This window comes from Sulfitobacter sp. M05 (genome assembly GCF_029285175.1).
Taxonomy (GTDB): domain Bacteria; phylum Pseudomonadota; class Alphaproteobacteria; order Rhodobacterales; family Rhodobacteraceae; genus Sulfitobacter.
Genome location: NZ_JABEDH010000006.1, coordinates 123,893 through 146,957, shown reverse-complemented (window position 1 = coordinate 146,957; position 23,065 = coordinate 123,893). Strand labels below are relative to the sequence as shown.

Annotated in this window: 21 protein-coding genes; 10 read left to right on the top strand and 11 right to left on the bottom strand. The window is 57.0% G+C overall.

Going from position 1 to position 23,065, the window contains the following annotated elements; translation table 11 throughout:
• Positions 1-239: 239 nt before the first annotated feature.
• Positions 240-1,442: an AAA family ATPase gene (locus HKX44_RS18035; RefSeq protein ID WP_276152653.1), complete on the top strand. Its 1,203-nt coding sequence runs from the start codon at positions 240-242 to the stop codon at positions 1,440-1,442.
• Positions 1,439-2,428: a ParB/RepB/Spo0J family partition protein gene (locus HKX44_RS18030; protein ID WP_276152654.1), complete on the top strand. Its 990-nt coding sequence runs from the start codon at positions 1,439-1,441 to the stop codon at positions 2,426-2,428. Before HKX44_RS18035 ends, HKX44_RS18030 begins: the two co-directional genes overlap by 4 nt.
• 157 nt (positions 2,429-2,585) lie before the next feature.
• Here HKX44_RS18030 and HKX44_RS18025 read toward each other — a convergent pair whose 3' ends face one another.
• From HKX44_RS18025 to HKX44_RS18000, 6 genes are all read right to left on the bottom strand, one after another.
• Complete coding sequence (locus tag HKX44_RS18025) at positions 2,586-3,380, bottom strand: ATP-binding cassette domain-containing protein (RefSeq protein WP_276152655.1); 795 nt, start codon at positions 3,378-3,380, stop codon at positions 2,586-2,588.
• Positions 3,377-4,246 carry an ABC transporter ATP-binding protein gene (locus tag HKX44_RS18020; RefSeq protein WP_276152656.1) on the bottom strand — a complete coding sequence of 290 codons (870 nt, stop codon included), beginning with the start codon at positions 4,244-4,246 and terminating at the stop codon, positions 3,377-3,379. The genes HKX44_RS18025 and HKX44_RS18020 overlap by 4 nt, the downstream gene beginning before the upstream one ends.
• On the bottom strand, positions 4,243-5,094 hold the full coding sequence (locus tag HKX44_RS18015; protein WP_276152657.1) for an ABC transporter permease: 852 nt from the start codon (positions 5,092-5,094) through the stop codon (positions 4,243-4,245). Before HKX44_RS18015 ends, HKX44_RS18020 begins: the two co-directional genes overlap by 4 nt.
• A complete protein-coding gene (locus tag HKX44_RS18010) occupies positions 5,087-6,097 on the bottom strand; it encodes an ABC transporter permease (protein WP_276152658.1) in 1,011 nt (336 codons plus the stop codon). The genes HKX44_RS18015 and HKX44_RS18010 overlap by 8 nt, the downstream gene beginning before the upstream one ends.
• 65 nt (positions 6,098-6,162) lie before the next feature.
• On the bottom strand, positions 6,163-7,689 hold the full coding sequence (locus HKX44_RS18005; protein WP_276152659.1) for an ABC transporter substrate-binding protein: 1,527 nt from the start codon (positions 7,687-7,689) through the stop codon (positions 6,163-6,165).
• Positions 7,690-7,720: 31 nt separating this feature from the next.
• Positions 7,721-9,289 (bottom strand): NAD(P)/FAD-dependent oxidoreductase, encoded by a 1,569-nt coding sequence (locus tag HKX44_RS18000; RefSeq protein ID WP_276152660.1) that lies wholly within the window; start codon positions 9,287-9,289, stop codon positions 7,721-7,723.
• A 110-nt stretch (positions 9,290-9,399) separates the two neighbouring features.
• Between HKX44_RS18000 and HKX44_RS17995 the strand changes: the two genes are divergently transcribed.
• From HKX44_RS17995 to HKX44_RS17960, 8 genes are all read left to right on the top strand, one after another.
• Positions 9,400-10,191: a cyclase family protein gene (locus tag HKX44_RS17995; RefSeq protein ID WP_276152661.1), complete on the top strand. Its 792-nt coding sequence runs from the start codon at positions 9,400-9,402 to the stop codon at positions 10,189-10,191.
• Between the two features lie 4 nt (positions 10,192-10,195).
• On the top strand, positions 10,196-11,758 hold the full coding sequence (locus tag HKX44_RS17990; protein ID WP_276152662.1) for an NAD(P)/FAD-dependent oxidoreductase: 1,563 nt from the start codon (positions 10,196-10,198) through the stop codon (positions 11,756-11,758).
• Positions 11,755-12,234, top strand: a complete 480-nt coding sequence (locus tag HKX44_RS17985; RefSeq protein ID WP_276152663.1) for a MarR family transcriptional regulator — start codon at positions 11,755-11,757, stop codon at positions 12,232-12,234. Before HKX44_RS17990 ends, HKX44_RS17985 begins: the two co-directional genes overlap by 4 nt.
• Positions 12,235-12,243: 9 nt before the next feature.
• Positions 12,244-14,394: an indolepyruvate ferredoxin oxidoreductase subunit alpha gene (locus HKX44_RS17980; RefSeq protein WP_276152664.1), complete on the top strand. Its 2,151-nt coding sequence runs from the start codon at positions 12,244-12,246 to the stop codon at positions 14,392-14,394.
• On the top strand, positions 14,391-15,929 hold the full coding sequence (locus HKX44_RS17975) for an indolepyruvate oxidoreductase subunit beta family protein (protein WP_276152665.1): 1,539 nt from the start codon (positions 14,391-14,393) through the stop codon (positions 15,927-15,929). The genes HKX44_RS17980 and HKX44_RS17975 overlap by 4 nt, the downstream gene beginning before the upstream one ends.
• Before the next feature lie 46 nt (positions 15,930-15,975).
• Entirely contained in the window at positions 15,976-16,710 is a 735-nt protein-coding gene (ispD, locus tag HKX44_RS17970) for a 2-C-methyl-D-erythritol 4-phosphate cytidylyltransferase (RefSeq protein ID WP_276152666.1), read from the top strand.
• Positions 16,711-16,805: 95 nt separating this feature from the next.
• Positions 16,806-17,879, top strand: coding sequence for an OmpA family protein (locus tag HKX44_RS17965; RefSeq protein WP_276152667.1), 1,074 nt, complete (start codon positions 16,806-16,808; stop codon positions 17,877-17,879).
• Between the two features lie 19 nt (positions 17,880-17,898).
• Complete coding sequence (locus tag HKX44_RS17960; protein WP_276152668.1) at positions 17,899-19,362, top strand: caspase family protein; 1,464 nt, start codon at positions 17,899-17,901, stop codon at positions 19,360-19,362.
• A 54-nt stretch (positions 19,363-19,416) separates the two neighbouring features.
• Here the strand turns inward: HKX44_RS17960 and HKX44_RS17955 are convergent, their stop codons facing one another.
• The 5 genes from HKX44_RS17955 to HKX44_RS17935 are packed head-to-tail and all read right to left on the bottom strand — an operon-like array spanning position 19,417 to position 23,034.
• Positions 19,417-20,214 (bottom strand): substrate-binding domain-containing protein, encoded by a 798-nt coding sequence (locus tag HKX44_RS17955; RefSeq protein WP_276152669.1) that lies wholly within the window; start codon positions 20,212-20,214, stop codon positions 19,417-19,419.
• On the bottom strand, positions 20,211-20,927 hold the full coding sequence (locus HKX44_RS17950; protein ID WP_276152670.1) for an ATP-binding cassette domain-containing protein: 717 nt from the start codon (positions 20,925-20,927) through the stop codon (positions 20,211-20,213). The genes HKX44_RS17955 and HKX44_RS17950 overlap by 4 nt, the downstream gene beginning before the upstream one ends.
• On the bottom strand, positions 20,921-21,625 hold the full coding sequence (locus tag HKX44_RS17945; RefSeq protein WP_276152671.1) for an ABC transporter permease: 705 nt from the start codon (positions 21,623-21,625) through the stop codon (positions 20,921-20,923). The genes HKX44_RS17950 and HKX44_RS17945 overlap by 7 nt, the downstream gene beginning before the upstream one ends.
• A 31-nt stretch (positions 21,626-21,656) precedes the next feature.
• Positions 21,657-21,785, bottom strand: coding sequence for a hypothetical protein (locus HKX44_RS17940; RefSeq protein WP_276152672.1), 129 nt, complete (start codon positions 21,783-21,785; stop codon positions 21,657-21,659).
• Between the two features lie 52 nt (positions 21,786-21,837).
• Positions 21,838-23,034, bottom strand: coding sequence for a formate dehydrogenase subunit gamma (locus tag HKX44_RS17935; RefSeq protein ID WP_276152673.1), 1,197 nt, complete (start codon positions 23,032-23,034; stop codon positions 21,838-21,840).
• Positions 23,035-23,065: the final 31 nt, after the last annotated feature.

The following is a 23,065-nucleotide window of genomic DNA, read 5'->3' as shown; positions in this document are numbered from 1 at the left end:
TAATTTATTGGACTCAAAGACACGCTGAGAGGTCAAATTGCACACAATCCGTTAAACCTTACAAAATGGGTGCTTAGTAGGAAACAGCTCCACAAAATCGGGGGCACTGTCACAAAAAGCAAATCTTTTGCAGCTCTTTCTCAATTTCCGACTTTTTCAAGGTTTTCCCATAAAATTCACACTTGAGCCGGTCTGCTGAACAGTCCATGATTCGGAGAAACATATATCAGAGGCCCAAAATGCAGCAGCCCGTTCTCCCCCCCGTTACCTTAACCGAGCTTGGCAATTTAAGCGACCGCGCCAGTATCGTCATCGAAAGGCTGCGCGAACGCGTCTATGCCCCCGGAATCGCCAAATCTCTGGACCTTCGGTTTAATGTCCGCAAAGCCGCAGAGATGGTCGGGCGCAGTGACAAATTGATCCGCGATGCAGAAGCCGATGGCCGCCTGCCCGAGCCTGAAAAAGACGCCGAAACCAATCGGCGAACTGGGTATTCGCTGGCGCAAGTCAACACCATGCGCGAGGTTTTCGGCACCCTGCCCCATCGCAGTGCGGATGACCCGGCAATGGTGCTGGCAATCCAGAACTTCAAAGGCGGTGTTGGCAAATCGACCATGGTCTGCCACCTTGCACAGTTCCTTGCGCTTAAGGGGTACCGTGTGTGCGTTATTGATTGCGACAGCCAGGCCAGTACCACCTCGATGTTCGGATTGAACCCTGATGTGGATGTCGATGAGGATGACGACACGCTTTACCCGTTCTTTCGCCACGGTGGCCCGTCCAGCCTGAATTATGCCTTACGCGCTACTTATTGGCCCGGGATTGCGCTAATCCCAGCGAACCTTGGGCTTTATGATGCCGAATACGAATTCGCCGCGCGCATGGCCCGGGACAGCAGTTTTGTTCTGGACCGATTGCGCGACGGAATAGAGTCTATCAAAGGGAATTTCGACGTCATCTTGATGGATCCGCCCCCTGCCCTCGGCATGTTGTCCCTGTCGGTTTTGCGGGCCGCAAATGCGCTGGTCATTCCCGCGCCACCGAATAACATCGATTTCGGATCCACCGCCCATTTCCTCAAGATGATGGGAGCGACTCTGGACGAGCTGGCCCGTGCCGGCGGGGCGCGGGATTATTCATTTGTTAAAATTTTGGCAACCAAGATGAATGACGGGAAGTCCGCCCATGTCGCCATCAAGCGGATGATGGAAGCGGTTTTTCCTATGGATATGTTAAGTGCTGTGCTTAAGGATTCAGCCGAGATCGACAATGCTGCCGCCAATCTTTCGACGGTTTATGAGCTAACCGGTGCAGGCACGCGGACAGAAACGCACAAACGCTGCCGGGCTTATCTGGATGCGGTGAATTCCGAGATCGAGCTGTTGATCCGCAAAACCTGGCCCAGCCACCACAGCGCATTGCGCAAGGAGGGATTGCTATGAGTAAGAAACACGATGCGATTTTCGATGATGTGCTAAGCGGGCTGGATACCCCTGCCCCGCATTCCGAACGTGCCGGCGCGCGGTTTCTCAAACGGTCTACTTCGATCGGGGAACGGATGACCGGCGAACGGCAGGAGAAAACACTGCATCTGGTTGACCCGGCGCGGTGTCGCATGTGGGAGCGGCACAACCGTGACTATGCGCTTTTGACCGAAGAAAACTGCCGGGATTTGATCGACGGAATAAAGGCGCAGGGCCAGCAGGAGTTTCCCGCGATTGTGCGCCGGCTGGATGGCGCAGAACATGATTTCGAAGTTATCTGCGGCGCGCGCCGCCACTTTGCCGTCAGCTGGTTGCGGGCCAATAACTATCCACAGTATCGCTATCTGGTCGAGGTGCGCGACCTGACCGATGAAGAGGCATTTCGCCTTGCTGATATTGAGAACCGGGACCGCGAGGATATCTCTGATTACGAGCGCGCGGTGGATTATGCCGAGGCGATCCGCTTGTATTATGGTGGCGCGCAAAAGGCGATGGCGGAACGGCTGGAGGTCAGCCCGCCGTGGCTCTCGCGTTATCTCGTGCTTGCGAAAATGCCGGAAGAGATTCTGAACGCCTTTGCCAGTAAACGCGACATCCGCGAACGTCACGCCCGTGCCCTAAAGCCGCTGCTGAGCAACCCGGAGCAAGCCGCCGCGATCATGGAAGAAGCCGCATTCTTGGCTCAGACCCAAGCGCGGGCCGCACTGGGCAAGGGCGCCTATGTCGACGCGCAGGATGTCTTTAAACGGCTGGTCGCAGTTGCCAAGCCAAAGGTCAAAACGGCAAAAGTGAACACAGGAAAGCTGTATTCACGCAGTACCGGAGAGCGCGGTATTCTTGTGAAGAAGCAGGGCAAGCAGGTGCATATGGCCTTCGATGCGGACCTGTCTGTCAATTCCTTGCGGGCAGCGTTTGAGAACTATCTGAAAAACCGCAAATCCTGAGTTGCCCATGGGCAATTTTAAAATAAGTATTTAGATTCAATTGGATATGGGTTTTCTCAACAATAGGTCGGAAGGGTGAAACGCGATTGCCTGCAAAGCCATGAATTTGGTCAAGTACTTGAAAATAAATGAAATATCTCGAATTGCCCATGGGCAATTATCTCCATGGCTGATCGGGGTCGGGCAGGGGGATCGCCGCCAGCAGCTCTTGGGTATAGGCCGTCTGCGGCGCATCAAATAGCGCTGCGGTGGCACCCTCTTCAACGATCATCCCATGGTGCAGAACCAGAGTTCTGTCGCATAAACGCCGGATTACCGACAGATCGTGACTGACAAAGGCCAGCGTCAAACCCAGATCACGGACCAGTTCTTCCAAAAGGTTAAGCACCTGCGCTTGCGACGATACATCAAGACCCGAAACAATTTCGTCAGCCAGAATAAACTCCGGGCGCAGGGCAATGGCGCGGGCGATGCCGACTCGCTGGCGCTGGCCGCCGGATAATTCATGCGGATAACGCGTCGCAAAATTTCGCGGCAGGCCAACCATATCAAGCGCCTCATTCACGCGTGAGCGCAGATCTGTCATCCCGTGCAATCTGAGGGGCCCGCTGATGATCGCCCCAACCCTGCGACGCGGATTAAGCGATGACATCGGATCCTGAAAGATCATCTGAAACCGCTGGCGGACTGCGCGCAGATGTTCTTCCGGAGTGTGGGTGATGTCTTGGCCATCAAAACGGATCGTCCCGCCCGTCGGCTCAAGTAGCCGCAACATGGCGCGCCCCAACGTGGATTTACCCGAGCCAGAGCCACCAACGATCCCCAGTACGACACCTTTTGGTACATCGAAACTAAGCCCTTTAAGGACCTCAATGCGCGGAACAGGTCCGAGCAGCGGCTTGCGGCTGATGTCGGGGAAAGACAGTTTCAGATCACGAATTTCATACATCATCGGCTGGCCCTCATATCATGTTCACGCACTTCCCGTTCTGTGGCGTCAATCACTGATTGGGGAACCGGCGTGAGGCTGCCCCGTGGGTTCGTATAGGTGGGGGTGGCCTTTAGTAATGCCGCTGAATAGGGATGGATCGGCCGTGTGAAGAAACGCCGCATGCGGGCCTCTTCGATCACCTTGCCGGCATAAAGAACCGATAGCGTGTCACAGGTTTTGGACACGACACCAAGGTCATGGGTGACAAACAACAGCGCAGTGTCATGGCGTTGCTGCATCTCTGCAATCAAGCGCAGTATTTGCTTTTGCACAGTCACATCCAATGCCGTTGTTGGTTCGTCTGCAATGATCAACTTAGGCTCAGCGGCAAAGGCCGACGCGATCAAGATACGTTGCCGCATGCCGCCGGATAGTTCGTGCGGATAGCTTTTCATCACGCGCGCCGGATCGGGAATATGCACCTCGTGCAGTAGTTCAACCGCCCGCGCTTCGGCATCGGATTTCTGCCAGCCAAGGATATCGACAAGCCGGCGGGTGATCTGTGGTCCGATGCGCTTGGAGGGGTTGAGCGCGGTTAATGGATCTTGAGGGATCAACGCGGCTTTCGCCCCGATTGTCTTGCGACGTTCGGCGGTTGGCAGGCTATTGAGGTTCACACCGTCCAGCCAGATTTCACCCGAAGTGACTTGCAGGGCGCGGGGCAGGGTGCCCAACACGGCCTTGCCGATCATCGATTTGCCGGCACCGGATTCGCCGACCAAACCATGCACCTGACCCGCTGCTACGTTGAGTGACACTGAACGCAGAATCGGCATTCCCGCTTTCAGACTTAGGTTCAGGTTTCGAACTTCCAGAAAACTATTCATCTTAACACCGGATCAAAGCGGTCTTTCAACCCTTCGCCCAATTGGCTGAAACTAAGAACCGTAAGAAACAACGTGATCAGTGGAAACACCAGAACCCACCAGGCCTGATGAACTGACGTGCGGCCCTCGGCAATCATGCCGCCCCATGTCGGGCTGTCGGTCGAAATCGACAGGTTCACAAAGCTCAGGATTGCTTCGATGATGACGGCGATACCCATCTCAAGAGTGAGCAATGCAACGATGGTTGGCAGTACGTTCGGCAGAATTTCCGTCAACATGGTGCCGAACCGTGTCCGGCCTGCGACCTGCGCAGAAGCGACATAATCCATCGCCCCCTGTGACATTGCCTCGGCGCGGATAACCCGCGCAAACCGGGTCCAGTCGATGACGACAATCGCGATGATAATCGAGACCAGGCCCGGCCCCATAACCGCAATCAGCAGAATGGCAAAAAGCACGGGCGGAAAGGCCATCCAGATGTCGACAAAACGGCTTATGATCCGATCCGGCCAGCCGCGGTAGTATCCGGCGATGAGCCCCAGTGTGGCCCCAATGAAGCACGTGAGGCTGCCGGCGACCAACGCCACAATAAGAGCCAAACGCGCCCCATAGAGTATGCGACTAAGCACATCACGCCCCAGTGAATCTGTGCCCAGCAGGTAACCAGGTTCGGCCCCCGTCACCCAGAAAGGTGGCATACGCCCAAGGAACAGATCCTGCATAAGCGGGTCCTTGGGGGCAATGAGCGGCGCACAGAGGGCCGCGAGGACCAACAAGGCAAGCCATGCGCCGGAAAGCCACAGGCGTGCGCCAATGGGGCGGGTAACGTCTCCTCGGGCATCACGCATGGCGAAGCTTTGGATTCAACAAGACATAAAGCATATCAACAACCAGATTTACGATGGTAAAAAGAAAGGCAAAGAGGATCACGATGCCCTGGATCAACGGCAGGTCGCGATTTATCACCGCGTCAATCGCCATATTGCCAAGTCCTTCATAACTGAACAGCCGTTCAATGATGACGGTGCCGCCAATCAGAAAGGTGAATTGCACCCCTACAAGCGTCAGCGTTGGCAGCACTGCGTTCGGCAGGGCTTCGCGGGTGATCACGTGGTTTTCGCCATAGCCTTTGGTCCGGGCAAGGGTCACGTAATCAAGATGCATTGTCTCTTTTAGAGACTGTTTTAAAAGCTGTGCGATGATCGCGGCGAGTGGGATAGCCAAGGCAAGAGCAGGCATGAACATATGCCCGACCAAATCGGCTATAACGTCAAAGCGCAGCCGCAAGATGGATTCGAACAGATAAAAGTTCGTGGAAAAATCGATGTTTAGCGCGGGTGAAATACGACCTGATATGTGAAACACCGGCCAAAGCACCCCAAAAAGTAAGATTAATACCAATCCCCAAAGGAAATCCGGGATGGAAAGTGCCATCCCAGAAGTAATGTCGACGGCAGCTTCCGCCTTGGTCTCGCGAAACCGCGTGCCGGCCAATGCCAAAGCACCGCCAAGCAGCATCGCGATGGTTAGGGCAACGATAGACAGTTCCAGAGTGGCGGGCAGGCGGCTTAACACCAGACCGGCGACGGGCTGCCGGGTTGAAATCGAGGTGCCGAAATCGCCTTGCATCACACCGGATAGCCAGATCATGAATTGCTGGAATATGGATTTGTCGAACCCGTATTGCGCTTGTAGGCGAGCGATATCGGCATCGGTCGCTCCAGGGGGCAACATCATTGCGATGGGATTGCCCGGCACCACGCGAATCACCACGAAAACAATAACTGCAACGCCAAATAGGGTCACAGCTGTGGTCAACAGCCGGATCAGTATATTTCTAAAAACTGTCATGAGAATCCGTCAAAAAAAGGGCGGGGCGGCACCAAAGTGCCCCCCGCCAGACCGAAGGGATGCCGTTAAGAACGGGTCATCAGATGCGGCAGCAAAGCACCGGAGCGATGCGGCACGACGGTGATGCCCGCTGTATGCACAATGGGCTGCACATATTGCAGAAGTGGAATGACCTCGGCGTTTTCCGCGATGCTTCGGTCCACCTCTTTCCAACCTGCGATACGTTTGGCTTCGTCGGCCTCACCCCAAAGCGGCAGGATCTTGTTGAACGTGGCCTCGCCGTCCCAGACCGAATGCGGCGAGGGGCCGAACATGGCAAATCCGGTCGAGGTTGTCGGATCCCCCACAGAGTTGCCCCAGTTGTAGAATGCAGCCGGTGCCAGTTGGTCGGCGGCACGCAGCTCAAAGTGCTTCGCAATTTCGTAGACTTCGATCTCGGCCTCGATGCCAACCCGGCGCCACAGACCGACAATGGCCTGCACCATTTCATAATCCTTGGGTTTGAATCCCTTGGTGGTCTGGATTTTGAATTTCACAGGGTTGTCGGTGCTATAGCCGCTGTCCGCGAGCAGTTTCTTTGACAATTCGGGATCATAGGCGACCTTGATGCTGTCATCGAAGGCTGCGTAATCCGGGGTTTGCAATGTATCGATCGGCACGCCAAATCCGGACAACAGCCGGTCAATGATTAACTGTTTGTCAATCGCATGTGCCGCCGCCTTGCGCACATTCGGGTCTGTCATCACTTCGATGTCATTCAGGAAAATCATCCCGATATCAGAGATGGGTTCAGCGACACCGGCTAGGCCATCCTTGTCCTTCAGGCGGTTATATTCCTCATAAGGGATTTCAAGAGTGACGTGTGAATTGCCGGATTCCACTTCGGCAACGCGGGACGCGGCATCGGTGACAAACTTCACGGTTACGGTTTTGAACTCCGGCGCGCCGCCCCAATAATTTTCGTTGGCCTTCAGGCGCACAAAGGCGTTGCGCTCGAATTTTTCGACCATATAGGGGCCGGTCCCGATTGGTGCTGCCTCAAACCCTTCTGCGCCGACCTCTTGGTAGTATTTCTTTGGCATGACATAGCCCGTAAGGAACGACATCCACTTAAAGAAGGTTGGTTCGTATTCGGGCATATCGGCGGTAACCCGGTTGCCCTCGGCTTTGATGTTGGTGATTTTCCCCCAGATAAACTGAATTGGGCTGCCGGTTTCGGGGTTTGCCACACGGGCCAGCGACCAGGCGACATCCTCTGCCGTCAGGGGGTCGCCGTTGTGCCAAGTGACACCGTCGCGGACGTCCATCCAGATGGTCTTGTTGCCTTCGCCCCAACCGTAATCCGTGATGATACCAGAACCGAAAGACAGATCGGGGTTTTGTGGAATGAACAGATCAAAAACCGACTGGTACAACCCCTGAATTGTTGGGTTTACCGCAGAAAGCCCCACGGTCGGGTCCCAGCTGGGCAAGTTCACGTTATAGGCGATGATCAATTCATCAATCGCCTGTGCGAAAGAGGGCAGGCCAACAGCGGCAAATGCCGCCGCCGCAGCTGAGGTCTTTAACAAATTTCTTCGTGATAGTTTCATGTGGATTCTCCCGTATCCGTTTCTGATTTATTCAATTTCCGGCTAGTTTCCTTGCAAGCATAGTGCCTGATCCCGCACCGGTTCCGGCCCCCGGCCAAACCGCAGCCCCTGTGTGGTAAAGGTTCTTGATTGGTGTCGTGCCGTCGGCATATCCGCGTGCAGGCCGGTTCATAAAATGTTGGTGTAAATGATGGCTGCCGCAGATCTGATCACCGCCGACAAGATTGGGGTTATCCGCCGCCAGCATGTCAGGTGTGACAATATGCTGGCCCAGAATTTTACCGCGGGTTCCCGGCGCATAGCGTTCAAGAATATCCAGCGCCCGATCCGCAAAAGGCTGCGCGGCATCCTGCCAGTTTCTGGCAGCAATGGTGCCGCCGGCATCGCCCTTGATCTGACCCGGTGCCATACGCACCTGCAACCAAAGAACGTGTTTGCCCGCAGGGGCGCGTGACGGATCGACGACGGTGGGCTGACCACAGACGATCACCGGTTCATCAGGTAACATTCCGGCCTTGGCCTGTGCGTAGGTGCGGGCCATCTGGTCGAGTGATGGTGCAAGATGTACATAGGCGAACCGTTTCAATTCCGGCGCGCTCCAATCGGGCAGTGCGTCCATGGCAAGATGGATCATCATTGTGCCTGGCGCGTGTTGATAGGTGGCCATCGCCTGATCGTGCTGCGCATCGCCGGTGCCGTCGGTCAATTTGAGCAGGCCGGCGGGTGATACATTGGCAATCACGGCTTTTTCCGCTTCAATCACGGTACCGTCCTGCAAGATGATGCCAAAGGCCCGGCCAGCGGCATGTTTGATGCCTGTCACCTTGGAGTCGCAATGCACGCTACCGCCGCGCGCTTCGATCATGCTGACCATTGCCTTGGTCATGGTATCGGCCCCGCCCTGTCCCAGCACCATGCCAAACGCCTGTCCCGCCATCGCTTCAAGGTAGGGGAACACGGCCCCGCCAGCGATGTCGGGGGCAAAATCAAGGTGCATACCCCAAGCCGCAAGCGTGGCTTTGACGTGATCGGATTCAAAGGTTTGATCCAGCCAGGCGCGCGGTGACATCATCAGGAATCGGGCCAGATCAAGGGTGCCGCCACCACCGCGTTTGCGCCAGGTATTCCAACCCAAAGTTGAAACAGCGCGTAGGTTCATCGGTGCCCCCAGCACCGCAAAAATCGATTCGGCCTCTGACGGGAAACTCTCGGTCAGGGCGCTCCATGCTCTGGCATCGGCCTGTGAAAACCCACGCACACGGGCGGTCGTCAGGGCCGCATCGTTTGAGATTCCCAGCCAACGCCCATCTGGGAAAACCGAAGCAAAGGGATTGCCCGTGGGCGCAAAGGCCAACCCGTGTTTGGCAAGTTCTTCAGCATTTTCAGTATGAAATGCCGATCCTGCAAAAAGTGACAGGTTCATCGCCGCCCAATCATGGCGAAATCCCGGCTGGGTATATGCGCCGGTTTTGACCGCGCCGCCGGGTTCAGAAGCCTGTTCATAAACAGCGACTTTCCAGCCCCGTGCGGCAAGATGGCAGGCGCAAGCCAGCGAATTATGGCCTGCACCAATGATGATTGCATCCGGCTTGTTCGGCATATTTGTTTCGTCCCCCCACCATAAGATAATTGCAAACGCATATAAATTTGTCTAGCTTTGAATCGGGATACAACCGCGGGGAGAACCTGCGCATTTCAGGGGAGAGTGAAATGAACGGATCAGATGTAGTAGGTAATTTGGGGGCAATGCTCCTTTCTGGCGGGGTCGAAGTTGTCGACCTGACAGGCGTTTTGGGACCGGAGACGCCGATCATCCAGCTGCCGGCAGATTTTGCCAAAGCCACACCCAAAGTCGAGATTCACAAGATTTCGGAATATGACAATGACGGCCCGTTTTTTGCGTGGAACTGGATGGTGTTGGGAGAACACTCTGGCACGCATTTTGACGCGCCGCACCACTGGATCACCGGCAAGGACCACGCGGACGGGTTCACTGACAAGCTGGACGTGCAACGGCTTGTGGCACCGGTCAACGTGATTGATTGTTCAGCACAATCTGCCGAGAACGAAGATTTCCTGCTGACGGCAGAGGGTGTGAAAGCATGGGAAGAAGAGCATGGCGAGATTGGTGCGGGCGAATGGGTTGTCATGCGCACCGATTGGGATTCGCGTGTGGATGATGAGGCCAAGTTTTTGAATGCTGATGAAACCGGCCCGCATTCACCTGGGCCGACACCGGACTGTATTGAATACCTGCTGAGCAAGAAGATTGTTGGTTGGGGCACTCAGTGCATTGGTACGGATGCGGGACAGGCCGGCGGGATGGAGCCGCCCTATCCAGCGCATAACCTTTTGCATCGGGACAACTGTTTCGGTCTGGCGTCCTTGACCAATCTATCGAAATTGCCGGCCAAAGGTGCGGTGCTGATTGCGGCACCGTTGAAGATCAAGGACGGCACCGGATCGCCGATTCGGGCGCTCGCGCTTGTGCCCAAGGCCTGATCCTGTGGCAGCGTTTGATCATCTGATTATCGGCTCGGGCATCAATGCTTTGGTGGCGGCCGCGATGTTGTCGCGCAAAGGCGATAGCGTGCTGGTGGTCGAACGCGAGGACCGCGTTGGCGGCTGTATGTATACTTCTGATGCGGTTACGCTTCCGGGGTTTCATCATGATGTGATGGCGGCAACCTTTGTGCTGTTCCTGACCAGCCCGGCCTATGCCGGACTGGCAGAGGATCTGGCCGAACACGGGTTGGCATTCTGTCACAGCGCCCACCCCACAGCGGCTTTGCGCCCGGACGGCTCGAACCTTGTTTTGGGCATGGACCGGGCGGCCAATGTTGCCGCGTTTAATGCATGTGGCGCAGGGGATGGTGATCAGCACGCCGCCGATGTCGGCGCGATCGAGGCCGATGCCGATTTCCTGTTTGCGCTGCTGGGACAGCCGTTGTGGTCACGACAAGCACTGATGTTGCTGGCAAAACAGGCGTGGAAAAAGGGGCTTGGCCCGCTCAAGACATGGTTTGGCGAAGCATTGGAGCCATCGCGTGGCTGGCTTGAAACGCGGTATGCCTCGGCAGATGTTCAGGCGCTTTGGGCGGCTTGGGTGTTGCATGTTGGTTTGACACCTGAAGCGACCTATGGCGGGCAGATGTCGCGGGTGATTGCCTTTGCTTTGGAAGCGGCAGGTGCCCCCGTGGTCAAAGGTGGCGCAGGGCAGGCGGCGGCGGCGTTCCGGTCTTTGATTGAAGCGAAAGGTGGCGTTGTGCGCACGGGCGTCGAAGCCACCAAGATCATTGTCGAAAAGGGCAGGGCCATCGGCATAGAGACAGCGCAAGAAGAGAAAATACTGGCTAAGAATATCATCGCCAGTACTGCCCCGGGGCAGCTTTATGACGGGTTGCTGGCTGGACAGTCACAGCCTGAAACGACCAAGAAATATCGCCACGGACGCGGTAATTTCCAACTGCATTACGCGTTGGATGGTGCGGTTGAATGGCAAAGTGCCGGGTTGGAGGATGTCGCGCTGATCCATTTGACGGATGGCATTGATGCGGTATCAAAATCCAGCAATGAGGCAGAGCGTGGGATGTTGCCCGCCGTGCCGACCATCTGTGTGGGACAGCCAAACCGGCTTGATCCCGGGCGGTGCCCCGAAGGCAAGGCGATCCTGTGGCTGCAAATTCCCGATGCGCCAAGCGCCATCAAAGGTGATGCCGCCGGCCAGATTGAAACAGTGCCGGACTGGACAGAAGAGATGCGCGAGGCCTTTGCCGACCGGATCGAAGGTATCCTGTCCCGCCACATCAAGAACTGGGACCGGATCAAGCTGAAACGGCGGGCCTATTCGCCGCGCGATCTGGAGCAGATGAATGTAAATCTTGTGGGCGGTGACCCCTATGGCGGCGCGTGTACGCTTGACCAGTTCTTTGTCTGGCGTCCGGTCGCCGGGCAGGTCAATAACGGCACATCGGTGAAGAACCTGTATCATATCGGTGCCTCAACCCATCCGGGGCCGGGGCTGGGCGGTGGGTCCGGGTTAAATGTTGCAAAAGGACTGGGCGCATGAATAAAACAGAGACCTCGCGCAAGGATGCGCCTGACTTGGGCGAAATGGGCCTTGAGAATTTCGCGCCCTATCTGATGAACCGGATCATTGGCCGCTATAATGCGGCGATGGCTAGCGAGATGGCAGAGCAGGGGTTGACCACGCCGCAGATGCGCTCGCTTGCGGTTTTGTCGGTCATCGACGGTATTCTAATTCGTGAACTGGCAGTCTACGCGGTTGTGCAGCAATCGACCCTAAGCCGTGCGTTAGACACGCTTGATCACAACGGGTTGATCCGCCGCGAGACCGATCAACAAGACAGCCGCGCCACACGGGTATTCATTACCGATGCTGGTCGCGAAGTATACGGGCGGCTTTGGCCGCATATGTCCGCGTCTTATGATGCGATGTTCAAAGGTATTGGCGAGGCGGAAAAACGCGCCTTTGTCGGCACGTTGCAAAGCATTTTGCGCAACGTCCGCAAACATGACTTCTAGGGAGAGAAAATGGCTGAACGCTCATTTAAGGCGGAGGTGGAACACCTGCGCAAAGGGGATGGTGATGTCTTTACGGGCGAGGGCATTCTGGCCATCACCAAGGCCTTGTTGGAAAACGGCGTCGGATATGTTGGCGGCTATCAGGGGGCCCCGATTTCGCATCTGATGGATGTGTTGGCGGACGCAGAAGAGTTGATGGGCGAACTTGGCGTGCGCTTTGAGGCAAATGCGTCAGAGGCGGCGGCCGCGGCGATGCTGGCGGCCTCGGTCCATTATCCGATCCGTGGTGCGGTCACTTTCAAAGGGCCGGTTGGGGTTAACGTGGCCTCTGACGCTTTGGCGAACCTGTGTTCCTCAGGTGTGAATGGTGGCGCGCTGATCATCGTCGGCGAAGACTACGGCGAGGGATCGTCGATCATGCAGGAACGCAGCCACGGATTCGCGATGAAATCGCAGTTCTGGATGCTGGATCCGCGCCCGAACCTGCCGTCGATTACCAAAGCGGTGAAAGACGGATTCGAGTTGAGCGAGGCCAGCAATACGCCTGTGATGTTGATGGTGCGAATCCGCTCCTGTCATGTCACCGGCAGTTTCGCGACCCGCGATAACGTGCGGCCGCCGATGACGGTTAAGGATGCCATAGCCAACCCGCAGTCCGACTTTAACCGTGTGGTTCTGCCGCCGATGTCCTATCTGCATGAACAGGACAAAATCGAAAACCGTTGGCCGGCTGCCGAAAAGTTTATTGTCGAAAACAAGCTGAACGAGGTGTTCGGGCCACAAAAAGCCAAGCTGGGCATCGTCGTGCAGGGCGGCATGTACAACGGGTTGATCCGTGCGCTGCAACGGCTGGGGCTGGCGGATGTGTTTGGCAACACTGAGGTGCCGATCTATTGCCTGAACGTCACCTACCCTATTGTTAGAGACGAATTTGACGCCTTTTGTGACGGCAAGGATCACGTGATGATTGTCGAGGAAGGGCAACCGGATCACATCGAACAACAGCTTGGATCGTTTCTGTTCAAAGCGGGCCGGCAGCTGAAGCTTTACGGCAAGGATGTGCTGCCGATGGCGGGGGAGTATACCGGTCAAGTGTTGTTGGACGGGGTAACAGCGTTTTTGAAATCCGCCGCCCCCGAGATGTTGCCCGGTCAGGTGCGCGCGCCGAACATGGAGGCACCGGCGATACCCGATCTGAGTGAAACCGTGCCGATCCGTCCGCCAGGGTTTTGCACCGGCTGTCCGGAACGCCCGATCTTTGCCGGGATAAAGCTGGTCCAGCAGGAGCTGGGCAAGCACCAGATCACCGGCGACATCGGCTGTCATCTGTTCGGGTCTTTGCCGCCGTTTGAAATTGGCGGGGCGACCATGGGATACGGGCTTGGCCCTGCGGCGAATGCGGCCTTTGACGGGGGCGGGGAGCGTCGCGCCATTTCGATGCTGGGCGATGGTGGTTTCTGGCACAACGGGCTGAGTTCCTCGATTGGCAACATGGTGTTCAACAAGTCTGACAATGTGGTGGTGATCGTCGATAACTATTATTCGGCTGCGACGGGCGGGCAGGATGTTCTTTCAAGCCGCGCGCAGAATGACACCAAATCCACCGGCAATCCGATCAAGGAAGCCTTGAAAGGTGTCGGCGTGGAATGGATTCGCCAGATTGATCACACCTATGATGTGGGTCATGTGCGTGACACCGTGCGCGAGGCGCTGACGACGGATTTCAAAGGGCCAAAGGTGATCGTTGCCTCGTCTGAATGTATGCTGAACAAGCAACGCCGCGAGAAACCCATTCGCAATAAGGCGATCAAGGAAGGCCGGCGCGTGGATGTGCCCCGTTTTGGTGTGGATAGTGATGTTTGCACCGGGGATCACGCCTGTATTCGGTTGTCTGGCTGTCCTTCCCTATCGTTAAAGCGTCTGGATGATCCGCTACGGGATGATCCGATTGCGCATATTGATCAGACCTGTGTGGGTTGCGGGAACTGCGGCGAAGTTGCCGATGCGGCGGTTCTATGCCCGTCGTTCTACCGGGCGGATGTGGTGCATAACCCCAGCGGGTTCGAGACATGGCGCGCCGGTTTGCGCAGCAAGGTCATCGGCTGGTTGCAGACCCGCCGCGATAACCGGCGGTTGCGGCTGGAAGGGGCGGTTCAATGAACATGGTGTTACCCCAAAAGACCCCCGATCCGCGTACTGGCCAGATTATAAAACTGGTGATTATGGCTGTGGGCGGACAGGGTGGTGGTGTTTTAACCAGCTGGGTCGAATCCGTGGCGCGGGCGCAGGGCTATACCTGTCAGGCCACCAGCGTTGCGGGGGTTTCCCAACGCACAGGTGCCACGGTGTATTACGTCGAGATGATGGCGGCGGCGGACCAGTCGCCGGTTTATGCGCTGGCCCCGTCGGCGGGGGATGTTGATATCCTGATCGCGTCAGAGATGATGGAGGTAGGCCGGTCAATCATACGTGGGTTTGTGACTCCGGACCGAACGGTGTTGATCGGATCGACGCATCGCGCCCTGGCGGTTTCGGAAAAGATGGCACCGGGGGATGGTATTGCCAATGCCGATGAGGTGATTGCCGCCGCAGAGATTGCTGCGCAACAGCTTGTTCTGGCGGATATGGACCGGTTGGCCGTTGAACAGGGATCGGTGATTTCATCCAGCCTGTTCGGGGCGCTTGCGGGTTCAGGGGCGTTGCCCTTCCCGCGAGAAGCTTTCGAAGATGCAATCCGGGCAAGTGGCAAGGGTGTCGAGGCCTCCTTGCGGGCCTTTGCTGCCGGATTTGATGTGGCTGTAAACGGGCCGGCAGAGGCGACGGAAGTCGAGGCCCCGGCACCGGTGTCTGCGTTGCAGGGGCCTGCATCGGAGTTACAGACGTGGCAAGGGCTGTTGGCACGGGCGAACGGGTTGCCCGAACCGGTGCGTGACATGGCGCTGGCGGGGTTGACCAAGGTCGTTGATTTTCAGGACTGTGCCTATGGGCGTGTCTATCTTGACCGGCTGGAAGATGTGGTTGCGCGCGACAGTGTCGTGCAGGAATGGGCGCTAAGTGCGACGGCGGCGAAATACATTGCCAATGCCATGGCCTATGATGACATCATCCGGGTGGCCGATTTGAAAACCCGTGCCCCGCGACTGGACCGTATCCGTCAGGAAATGGGGGCAGGTGATGCCAATCTGGTTGAGTTGACCGAGTTTTTTCACCCCCGCGCCGAAGAGGTGGCGAGCCTGATGCCCGCGGGCATGGGGGCGAAATGGGAGGCCAACCCGAAGCGTATGGCCTTGCTATCGCGGTTGTTTGGCAAGGGGCGGCGGCTGCGCACCCATACATTACGCGCATTTATCATGCTGCATTTTCTGGGTGGTCTGAAACGATATCGTATGAAAACCCGGCGCCATCAGGTTGAGGAGGGGCATCTGAAGGCCTGGCTTGCCGATAGTCTGGCGGTATTGGAAAGCGATTATGCGCTGGCGGTCGAGATGTTGAAGAACCGGCGTTTGGTCAAAGGGTATTCTGACACTCATGCGCGGGGGCTGACAAAGTTCAGCAGCGTCATGGGGGCGGCAGAATTGTTGAAAGGGCGTGATGATGCTGCGGCGTGGATGAACCGCTTGCGTGAAGCGGCCTTGCAAGACCCGGAAGGCACGGCATTAGATGGTGCGCTGCGCACGGTGCGCAGTTTTGTCTGACGCGCGGCTGTCACGGAACAGATAATGTTGTAGATGTGCAGGTGATATGAACGAGTCACCTGCACATTTGAGTAACACAACGGCGGTCTTAATCGTCGCGGCAGGCCGGGGCCGCAGGTTCGGATCCGAAACGCCGAAACAATATCTGCCGGTGGCGGGTGTCTGTGCGCTGCGCCGCTGTCTGGAGACCTTTTTATCGCTGCCGGAAATATCGCTGGTTCAGACCGTAATTCATGCGGATGATCAGGGCCTGTATTCACATGCGTTGCAAGGGGTGGAAGACTGCCGTCTTTTGCCTGCGACCCATGGCGGAGAAACGCGGGTGCAATCGGTTTTGAACGGTCTTGACGCTCTTGCCGGTCACGCGCCAGACAGCAGGCCCGCTCAGGTGTTGGTGCATGATGGCGCGCGGGCATTTGTAACGCCGCAAATTGTGCGTGATGTCATGGCGGGACTAACAGAGGCCCAGGCCGCCTTTGCGGCGTTGCCGGTTGTCGATGCCTTGTGGCGTGCTGAAGAAGGGGCAGCGATTGCGCCGGTGGCGCGTGATGGTCTTTGGCGCGCGCAGACACCGCAGGGGTTCCATTTTGACACCCTGCACCGCGCCCATCTATCCTATGTGGGCGACGCAGCCGATGATGTTGAAATTGTCCGGGCCATGGGAACGCGGGTGCAAATCGTGCGCGGTGATCCGGCGAATTTCAAGATTACTACACCTGATGATCTGTTGCGGGCAGAACGATTTGTGGCCGGCGAGGCCACGCAGGGCCGCGGGCAATAAAAAATCTATGGCCCGAAAGCCGGTGTCGTGTAAGAATACCGGTGATTTAAGCCAAACCGCTCTTGCCCGGATTTTCGGGCATACTGGAGAATAAAATGATTTTTTTGAGAAGATTCCGAGATATCGGCGTTGCCGTTGTGCTGGCCGCCAGCGTCTTATTTATGGCCTTTGGCGCGGGGGCGCAGGCACAACAGAATCCGTTTTCGGGTGGCTGGACCTTGCAGCCGGAAATGTCCGCGCTGAATTTTCAGTCGGTAAAGAAACAGACTGTGGTGGAATCCAGCAGCTTTGCCACACTGGAGGGCACGATTGCGCCAGACGGGGCAAGCGAAGTGCGGGTCCTGCTGGATTCTGTGGATACAAAGATTGATCTGCGTAATGTGCGGATGCGGTTTCTGTTTTTTGAAACTTTCAAATTCCCGACTGCGGTGATCAAGACACAGATCGACGCCGCGGTATTGGATGATCTGGAGAAAGTGCGGCGCAAGACGGTGCCGGTCAGCTATACGATGGATTTGCACGGGGTCAGCAAGACATTTGATGCGGATGTCGCCGTGACTCTGCTGAGTGAAGACCTTGTTTCCGTGGCAAGCACCACACCGATTTCGGTGAGCGTGGATGACTTCAATCTGACCGAAGGTCTGGGCAAGCTTCAGGATGCGGCGAATGTGACGATTGTGCCCTCGGCAACGATTTCATTTGATTTCGTTTTTGGCCGCTCCGGTACAACAGCGGCGGTTGCACCGGCAGCGACAGAAGAACCGGCATCGGTTGCGCTTGAGGTGGAAGGGGATTTTGACCGTGAAGCCTGTAAAGGGCGGTTTGAAATTCTCTCCCGGACCGGGAATATTTACTTTCCATCAGGCAGTGCGCGCCATGATCCCAAAAGCGAACCCTTGTTGAACAGTCTGGCCGGCATCATCGCCCGTTGCCCCAATATGGTTATCGAAGTGGGCGGGCATACGGATTCTGTTGGCAGTGAGGCCAGCAATCAAAGCCTGTCGGAAAAACGCGCGGCATCGGTCAAACGGTATCTGCAATCGCGCGACCTTGATCCGAATGTTCTGGTCAGCAAAGGCTATGGCGAAAGCAGCCCGATTGCCACGAACGATACCATTAAGGGGCGTTGGGCGAACCGGCGCATTGAATTCAAAGTGCTGAGTAACTGATGACAAAAGGGCGTTTGACGTGAGAGTAACGATTGGCCGGATGGCCTTGATGATTGCTGTGGTGCTATGCGCGGTGGCTGGCATTGCCGCGGCGCAACAGGATGCACCACGCATTGCCCTGATCGTGGGCAACGGCGGGTATAGTTCGGTGGCCCCACTGGACAACCCGGTGCCCGATGCGGAGCTGATGGCGAAAACGCTGGAGGCGCGCGGGTTTCAGGTGACAATGTTGTCGGACGCCAGTCAGGTCACGATGAATCGGGCCATTGCCCAGTTTGGCCGCGATCTGCGCAAGGGCGGCAAGGAGGCGACGGGCCTGTTCTATTATGCCGGTCATGCGGTGCAGTCCTTTGGGTCGAACTTTCTGTTGCCGACCGATGCCAGTCTTGGCAATGCAGCGGACCTGAGCCTTGTGGGCGTGCCCGCGCAGGCGGTACTGCGGCAGATGTTTTCGGCGAAGAACAAAACCAACATCGTCATTCTGGATGCCTGCCGGAACAACCCGTTCGATGCCATTCCGGAGTTGAATGACAACGGTCTGGCCGAGATGAAATCGCCAACCGGGACTTTTTTGTCCTATTCCACAGCACCGGGCGCGGTGGCGCTTGACGGGACCGGGGACAACAGCCCGTTCACACGGGCGCTGGCTGATCAGATCCCGGTTGCGGGTGTGCCGATTGAACAGGTGTTCAAGAATGTGCGTGTGGAAGTGATTGCCCAGACCGATGGTCAACAGACACCGTGGGACAGCTCGTCCTTGACGGGAGATTTCTTTTTCACGGCGGGGGTTCCCCTGAGTGAGGAAGAACAAGCGGAAGAACAGCTTTGGGCATCGGTCAAGGACAGTACCGATCCGGTGCCGGTGGTCCTGTTTATGCGAGGATATCCGAACAGCAAATACATTGAGGAAGCGCGCGCCTTGCTGGATCGGATTGTGGATGCAGAACGGACCCCAGCGCAGGAACCTGCCGACACCAGTGCAGAGCAGCAGCGCCTGATCGGCGTTGCCCAAAGCTCTGGCAGTGCTGCGGATTACGAGGCCTATCTGACGGCCTTCCCTGAGGGGATTTATGCAGAGTTTGCAGCCTTTGAGTTGAAAATTCTGGCCGAAAAGGCCAAGCGTGACAACGCTGAGCCCGCAGCGGAAGAGACGGTTGTTGCCTCCCGCGCGGCGGCGGCACCGATGGGGCCTGAGCTGACTTTTGCCATGCCATTCACCAGTGGCGATCCGGCGATCATGGAGAAAAGCATTGAGGAGCTGGTGACTTTGTCACCTGTGTTTGCGCCGATCGAGGGGTTGCCAGAGGAGCTTTGGAAAGAGCAGTCCTGTTCCAATTGCCATCAATGGACCAAGGAGGCCTTGTGTACCCAAGGCACCACCTATGTGAATGCGGGCAATGACACTGCGGTCTCAAAGAAACACCCCTATGGGGGCGGTTTCAAATTGAACCTGCGGGCCTGGGCGTCAGGCGGGTGCAAGTAAACCTGGGGCGGGCAACATTCAGATTGCCCGCGTCGGTATTCACGAAAATTGTGTTCAGGGTTTGGCGTTGAACACGAACAGGGCCTCGCCGTTGATTTTGTAATCGTTGATCAACTCTGCGGCTTTGGGCGAGACCAGCCATTCCTCCAATGCGGCGGCGGCGTCTGTTTTGACATGGGGGTGGCGTGCGGGGTTCACCGGCAGATAGGCATATTGGTTGAACAGGACCGGATCACCCGCAAACAGCAGTTCGAGACCGGCTTTATTGCCAAAGTTTAACCAGCTGGCGCGGTCGGCCATGATATATGCGTCAAGCCCCGATGCGGTGTTCAGGCTTGCGCCCATGCCGGCCCCGACGGCCTTGTACCACGGTCCAAAGGTTTCGGGGTCAAGATTTGTCGCCTGCCAAAGGGACAGCTCTTTCTTGTGGGTGCCGCTGTCGTCGCCGCGGCTGACAAAGGGGGCCTTGGCTTTCGCGACATGTTGCAATGCGTCAACTGCTGTGGCGCTGCCTTTGATCTGAGCAGGGTCGGCGGCGGGGCCGATCAGCACAAAATCATTGTACATGATTTCACGACGATGGGTGCCATGGCCACCCGCCAGAAATGCCTCTTCGGCGGGTTTGGAATGCACCAGAATGGCGTCGACATCGCCGGCTTCGCCCAGACGGATGGCCTGTCCCGTACCCACGATCAGCAGTTGCACTTCAAGGCCGGTATCCGATTTGATTTCCGGCAGAAGCACATCCGAAAGGCCGGAATTGTTAAAGCTGGTGGTCACCGCGAGCTTCATGGTTTCGGCATGAAGCTGTGTGGTAAAAACAAGCATAAGGGCAAGAATTGAGCGTATCATTCTACGATGTCTCCTTTGAGAAAGGCCCGGGCCTCGGGGGTGTGCGGGGCATTGAAAAAACCGGATGCGGTACCGCGTTCATGCACCTTTCCGTTGAGGAGAAACAAGACGTTTGTGGCCAGTCTTTCGGCCTGGCCGATATTGTGGGTCGTCATGATGATCCGCGTGCCTGCTTGGGTTGCGGTGCTGAGCAGAGCTTCGATCTCGCGGGTGGAGCGCCCGTCCAGATTGGCGCAGGGTTCGTCAAGAAACAGCACCTTGGGGTGGCGGATCAAGGCCCGCGCCAGCGCAAGTTTCTGTTTCTCGCCACCCGACAGGCGCGGCGCGGGAAAATCAAGCGCATCCTCCAGTCCGATTTGACCCGCCCAATGGGTGACACGGTGGGCGATTTCGGATTTTGGCACGCCCAGCAGCTGAAGCGGGTAGGATAGATTTTGCCGCACGGACCGGCGCAGCATGATCGGACTTTGGAACACATAGGCCTGCGCCTGTCGGGCCTGATCATCGGGCAGCGACCAGTTCACCGTGCCGGCGGAAATGCGTTCGACCCCGTGCAGCACCTTGAGCAGGGTGGTTTTGCCCGCACCGTTCGGGCCGATCACGATGGTGAAGCCATCCGTGCCAAGGTCGAGGTTTACCGGACCCAGCACGGTTTTACCGCGCCGTTTCACCACCACATCGGCAAGGGTGACTGTCATCTGCGGCTCTACCATGTGCCCTCGCGTTCGGTGCGTGACAGGGCATGGATGGTCAGGTTAACCACCAGCGCAAGCGCGATCAGGACAAACCCCAAACCCAATGCGAGGGCAAAATCACCCTTGCCGGTTTCAAGGGCAATTGCCGTGGTTAACACACGGGTTGCATGATCAATATTGCCACCAACAATCATGATGGCCCCAACCTCGCCAATGGCGCGGCCAAAGCCCGCCAGTGCGGCTGTCATCAGGGTGCGTCTGCCGTCCCAGATCAGGGTGATGACGCGCTGGCGTTTGTTGGTGTTCAGCGAAATCAGCAGGTCGTGGTATTCGGCCCAAAGTTCGCGCATCGACTGATGGGTGATCGAGGCGATCAGCGGTGTGATGATGATGACCTGTGCAATGATCATTGCCGTTGGTGTGAACAACAGCCCCAGCACGCCAAACGGACCTGAGCGCGACAGCAGAAGATAGACAATCAGGCCAACCACAACCGGCGGCAGCCCCATCAGCGCGTTCAGTGTGGCAATCGCGGCCCGCCGATAGCGAAACCGGCGAATGGCCAGCCATGTGCCAAAGGGCAGGGCAATCATTGAGGCAACCACCAGCGCGGACAGGCTGACCTGAAGTGACAGCAATGTGATCTCTACCAGATCAGCATCAAGCGTCAGGATCAGCCGGAAGGCGGCCTGAATACCAGCCCATATATCGGTCATTGACGGTGTTTCCTAACCGGCCCGGTTGGGTTCAGTGGCTCAGGCGGACCGCAGGGCCAGCCATGCGATCCTGAACAGAGAACCCGGCCTGTTCAAGCACTGTGTTTGCGCCGACAGCGATGACGGCAACAGCCAAAAAGGCGAGCAGCATGGCTTTCATCTTGGGTCTCTTTCAGTAGCGTTTCGGTGTGTCGGTCTAGGGCTTAGCATGGTTATTCTGCCGGCGTCGCCTTGGTTGTGGATTTTGTATCCGGCGGCATCACCTCGTCAACCCAAAGGGAATGATGTTCGCGGGCCCATTGTTCCTCTACCTCGCCGGTGGTCATGGCGTCGGCGGCCCCTTCCATGCCCACGGTGCCGATATAGATATGGGCAAGAATGATGGCCATCAGGACAAAGCTGACGCCGGCATGCCACAGCTGCGCGTACTGCATTTCCTCATGTGGTGCCAGCACTTCGCGCAATTCGCCAAACCCAAGCAGGCCGGAAATACCAAGGGCGTTTAGTTTGGCAAAGGTTGCGGCAAAGATGTTGATTTCGAAGGGGAACAGCAGCGAAACGCCGGAAACCGAAATAGAGGTGCCCAGTATGATCACCGACCAGAAGATCATCTTTTGACCGGCGTTGAATTTCTTGGCGGGGGGGTGTCCCTTGGAGAAAATCCCGCCGCCTTTCACCAGCCAGTTGATATCGGTGCGGTCGGGCAGGTTATGGATGACCCACATGACAAGGATCATCACCAGCCCCAGAATAAAGGCCCAGGACACATTATTATGCACCCACTTGGAGCCGACCGCGAGAAAGGCAAAAGCCTCGTGGCCAAAAGCCGGGATCAGCACCTTGCGTCCGAACAGGGAAATTAGGCCGGTCAGACCCAGCAGGAGAAATGAACCTGCGAGCAACCAATGCCCGAAACGCTCGATCATCTTGAACCGCAGAAGCTTGTGACCGGTTTTTTCGCCGTCGATAGTGATGCGGCCCCGGATCAGATAAAACAGGCCCAGCAGAACAATCGTGCCGATCAACAGATAGGCGCCATAGGTTGCCAGGGGTCCCTGACGGAACAGCAGCCATTTCATGCCACCGTCCTGCACCAATACCGTGGCGGCCGGCCCTCTGTTTGCAGTGGTGATATCAGCCGTGCCAAAGCGCAGCGCGCGCCAAAGCTCGGGGTCGGATGTGCCGCCCAAAGTGCCAAGCTGTTCTGCCATGCCGGCGGCGCTGTCAGGGTTGCCGGTGGCCTGACTGCGGAATGCATTGTCCACTTGCGCGCCGTTCTGACGGGCCAGAATATCCTGTAGGGTCTGTGCCCCGCCGGTGGCACTTCGGTCGGGCATTGCGGTGTCTTGGGCAGTTGCGGATGAAACAAACAACAGGGTCAGCAACAAAGCGGTCAGGGCGCGCAGCATGTCAGATCCTTACAGGGTGTTGGGCGAAAAA

What these genes read in the sequence shown, in the direction of transcription:
- HKX44_RS18025 (WP_276152655.1), bottom strand. Translation starts at nt 3,380, where the DNA reads ATGATGTATGAAATTCGTGATCTGAAACTGTCTTTCCCCGACATCAGC.
- HKX44_RS18015 (WP_276152657.1), bottom strand. Translation starts at nt 5,094, where the DNA reads ATGCGTGATGCCCGAGGAGACGTTACCCGCCCCATTGGCGCACGCCTG.
- HKX44_RS18030 (WP_276152654.1), top strand. Translation starts at nt 1,439, where the DNA reads ATGAGTAAGAAACACGATGCGATTTTCGATGATGTGCTAAGCGGGCTG.
- ispD (WP_276152666.1), top strand. Translation starts at nt 15,976, where the DNA reads ATGAACGAGTCACCTGCACATTTGAGTAACACAACGGCGGTCTTAATC.
- HKX44_RS17945 (WP_276152671.1), bottom strand. Translation starts at nt 21,625, where the DNA reads ATGACCGATATATGGGCTGGTATTCAGGCCGCCTTCCGGCTGATCCTG.
- HKX44_RS18020 (WP_276152656.1), bottom strand. Translation starts at nt 4,246, where the DNA reads ATGAATAGTTTTCTGGAAGTTCGAAACCTGAACCTAAGTCTGAAAGCG.
- HKX44_RS17980 (WP_276152664.1), top strand. Translation starts at nt 12,244, where the DNA reads ATGGCTGAACGCTCATTTAAGGCGGAGGTGGAACACCTGCGCAAAGGG.
- HKX44_RS17935 (WP_276152673.1), bottom strand. Translation starts at nt 23,034, where the DNA reads ATGCTGCGCGCCCTGACCGCTTTGTTGCTGACCCTGTTGTTTGTTTCA.
- HKX44_RS17975 (WP_276152665.1), top strand. Translation starts at nt 14,391, where the DNA reads ATGAACATGGTGTTACCCCAAAAGACCCCCGATCCGCGTACTGGCCAG.
- HKX44_RS17995 (WP_276152661.1), top strand. Translation starts at nt 9,400, where the DNA reads ATGAACGGATCAGATGTAGTAGGTAATTTGGGGGCAATGCTCCTTTCT.
- HKX44_RS17940 (WP_276152672.1), bottom strand. Translation starts at nt 21,785, where the DNA reads ATGAAAGCCATGCTGCTCGCCTTTTTGGCTGTTGCCGTCATCGCTGTC.
- HKX44_RS17955 (WP_276152669.1), bottom strand. Translation starts at nt 20,214, where the DNA reads ATGATACGCTCAATTCTTGCCCTTATGCTTGTTTTTACCACACAGCTT.
- HKX44_RS17965 (WP_276152667.1), top strand. Translation starts at nt 16,806, where the DNA reads ATGATTTTTTTGAGAAGATTCCGAGATATCGGCGTTGCCGTTGTGCTG.
- HKX44_RS18035 (WP_276152653.1), top strand. Translation starts at nt 240, where the DNA reads ATGCAGCAGCCCGTTCTCCCCCCCGTTACCTTAACCGAGCTTGGCAAT.
- HKX44_RS18000 (WP_276152660.1), bottom strand. Translation starts at nt 9,289, where the DNA reads ATGCCGAACAAGCCGGATGCAATCATCATTGGTGCAGGCCATAATTCG.
- HKX44_RS17950 (WP_276152670.1), bottom strand. Translation starts at nt 20,927, where the DNA reads ATGGTAGAGCCGCAGATGACAGTCACCCTTGCCGATGTGGTGGTGAAA.
- HKX44_RS18010 (WP_276152658.1), bottom strand. Translation starts at nt 6,097, where the DNA reads ATGACAGTTTTTAGAAATATACTGATCCGGCTGTTGACCACAGCTGTG.
- HKX44_RS18005 (WP_276152659.1), bottom strand. Translation starts at nt 7,689, where the DNA reads ATGAAACTATCACGAAGAAATTTGTTAAAGACCTCAGCTGCGGCGGCG.
- HKX44_RS17985 (WP_276152663.1), top strand. Translation starts at nt 11,755, where the DNA reads ATGAATAAAACAGAGACCTCGCGCAAGGATGCGCCTGACTTGGGCGAA.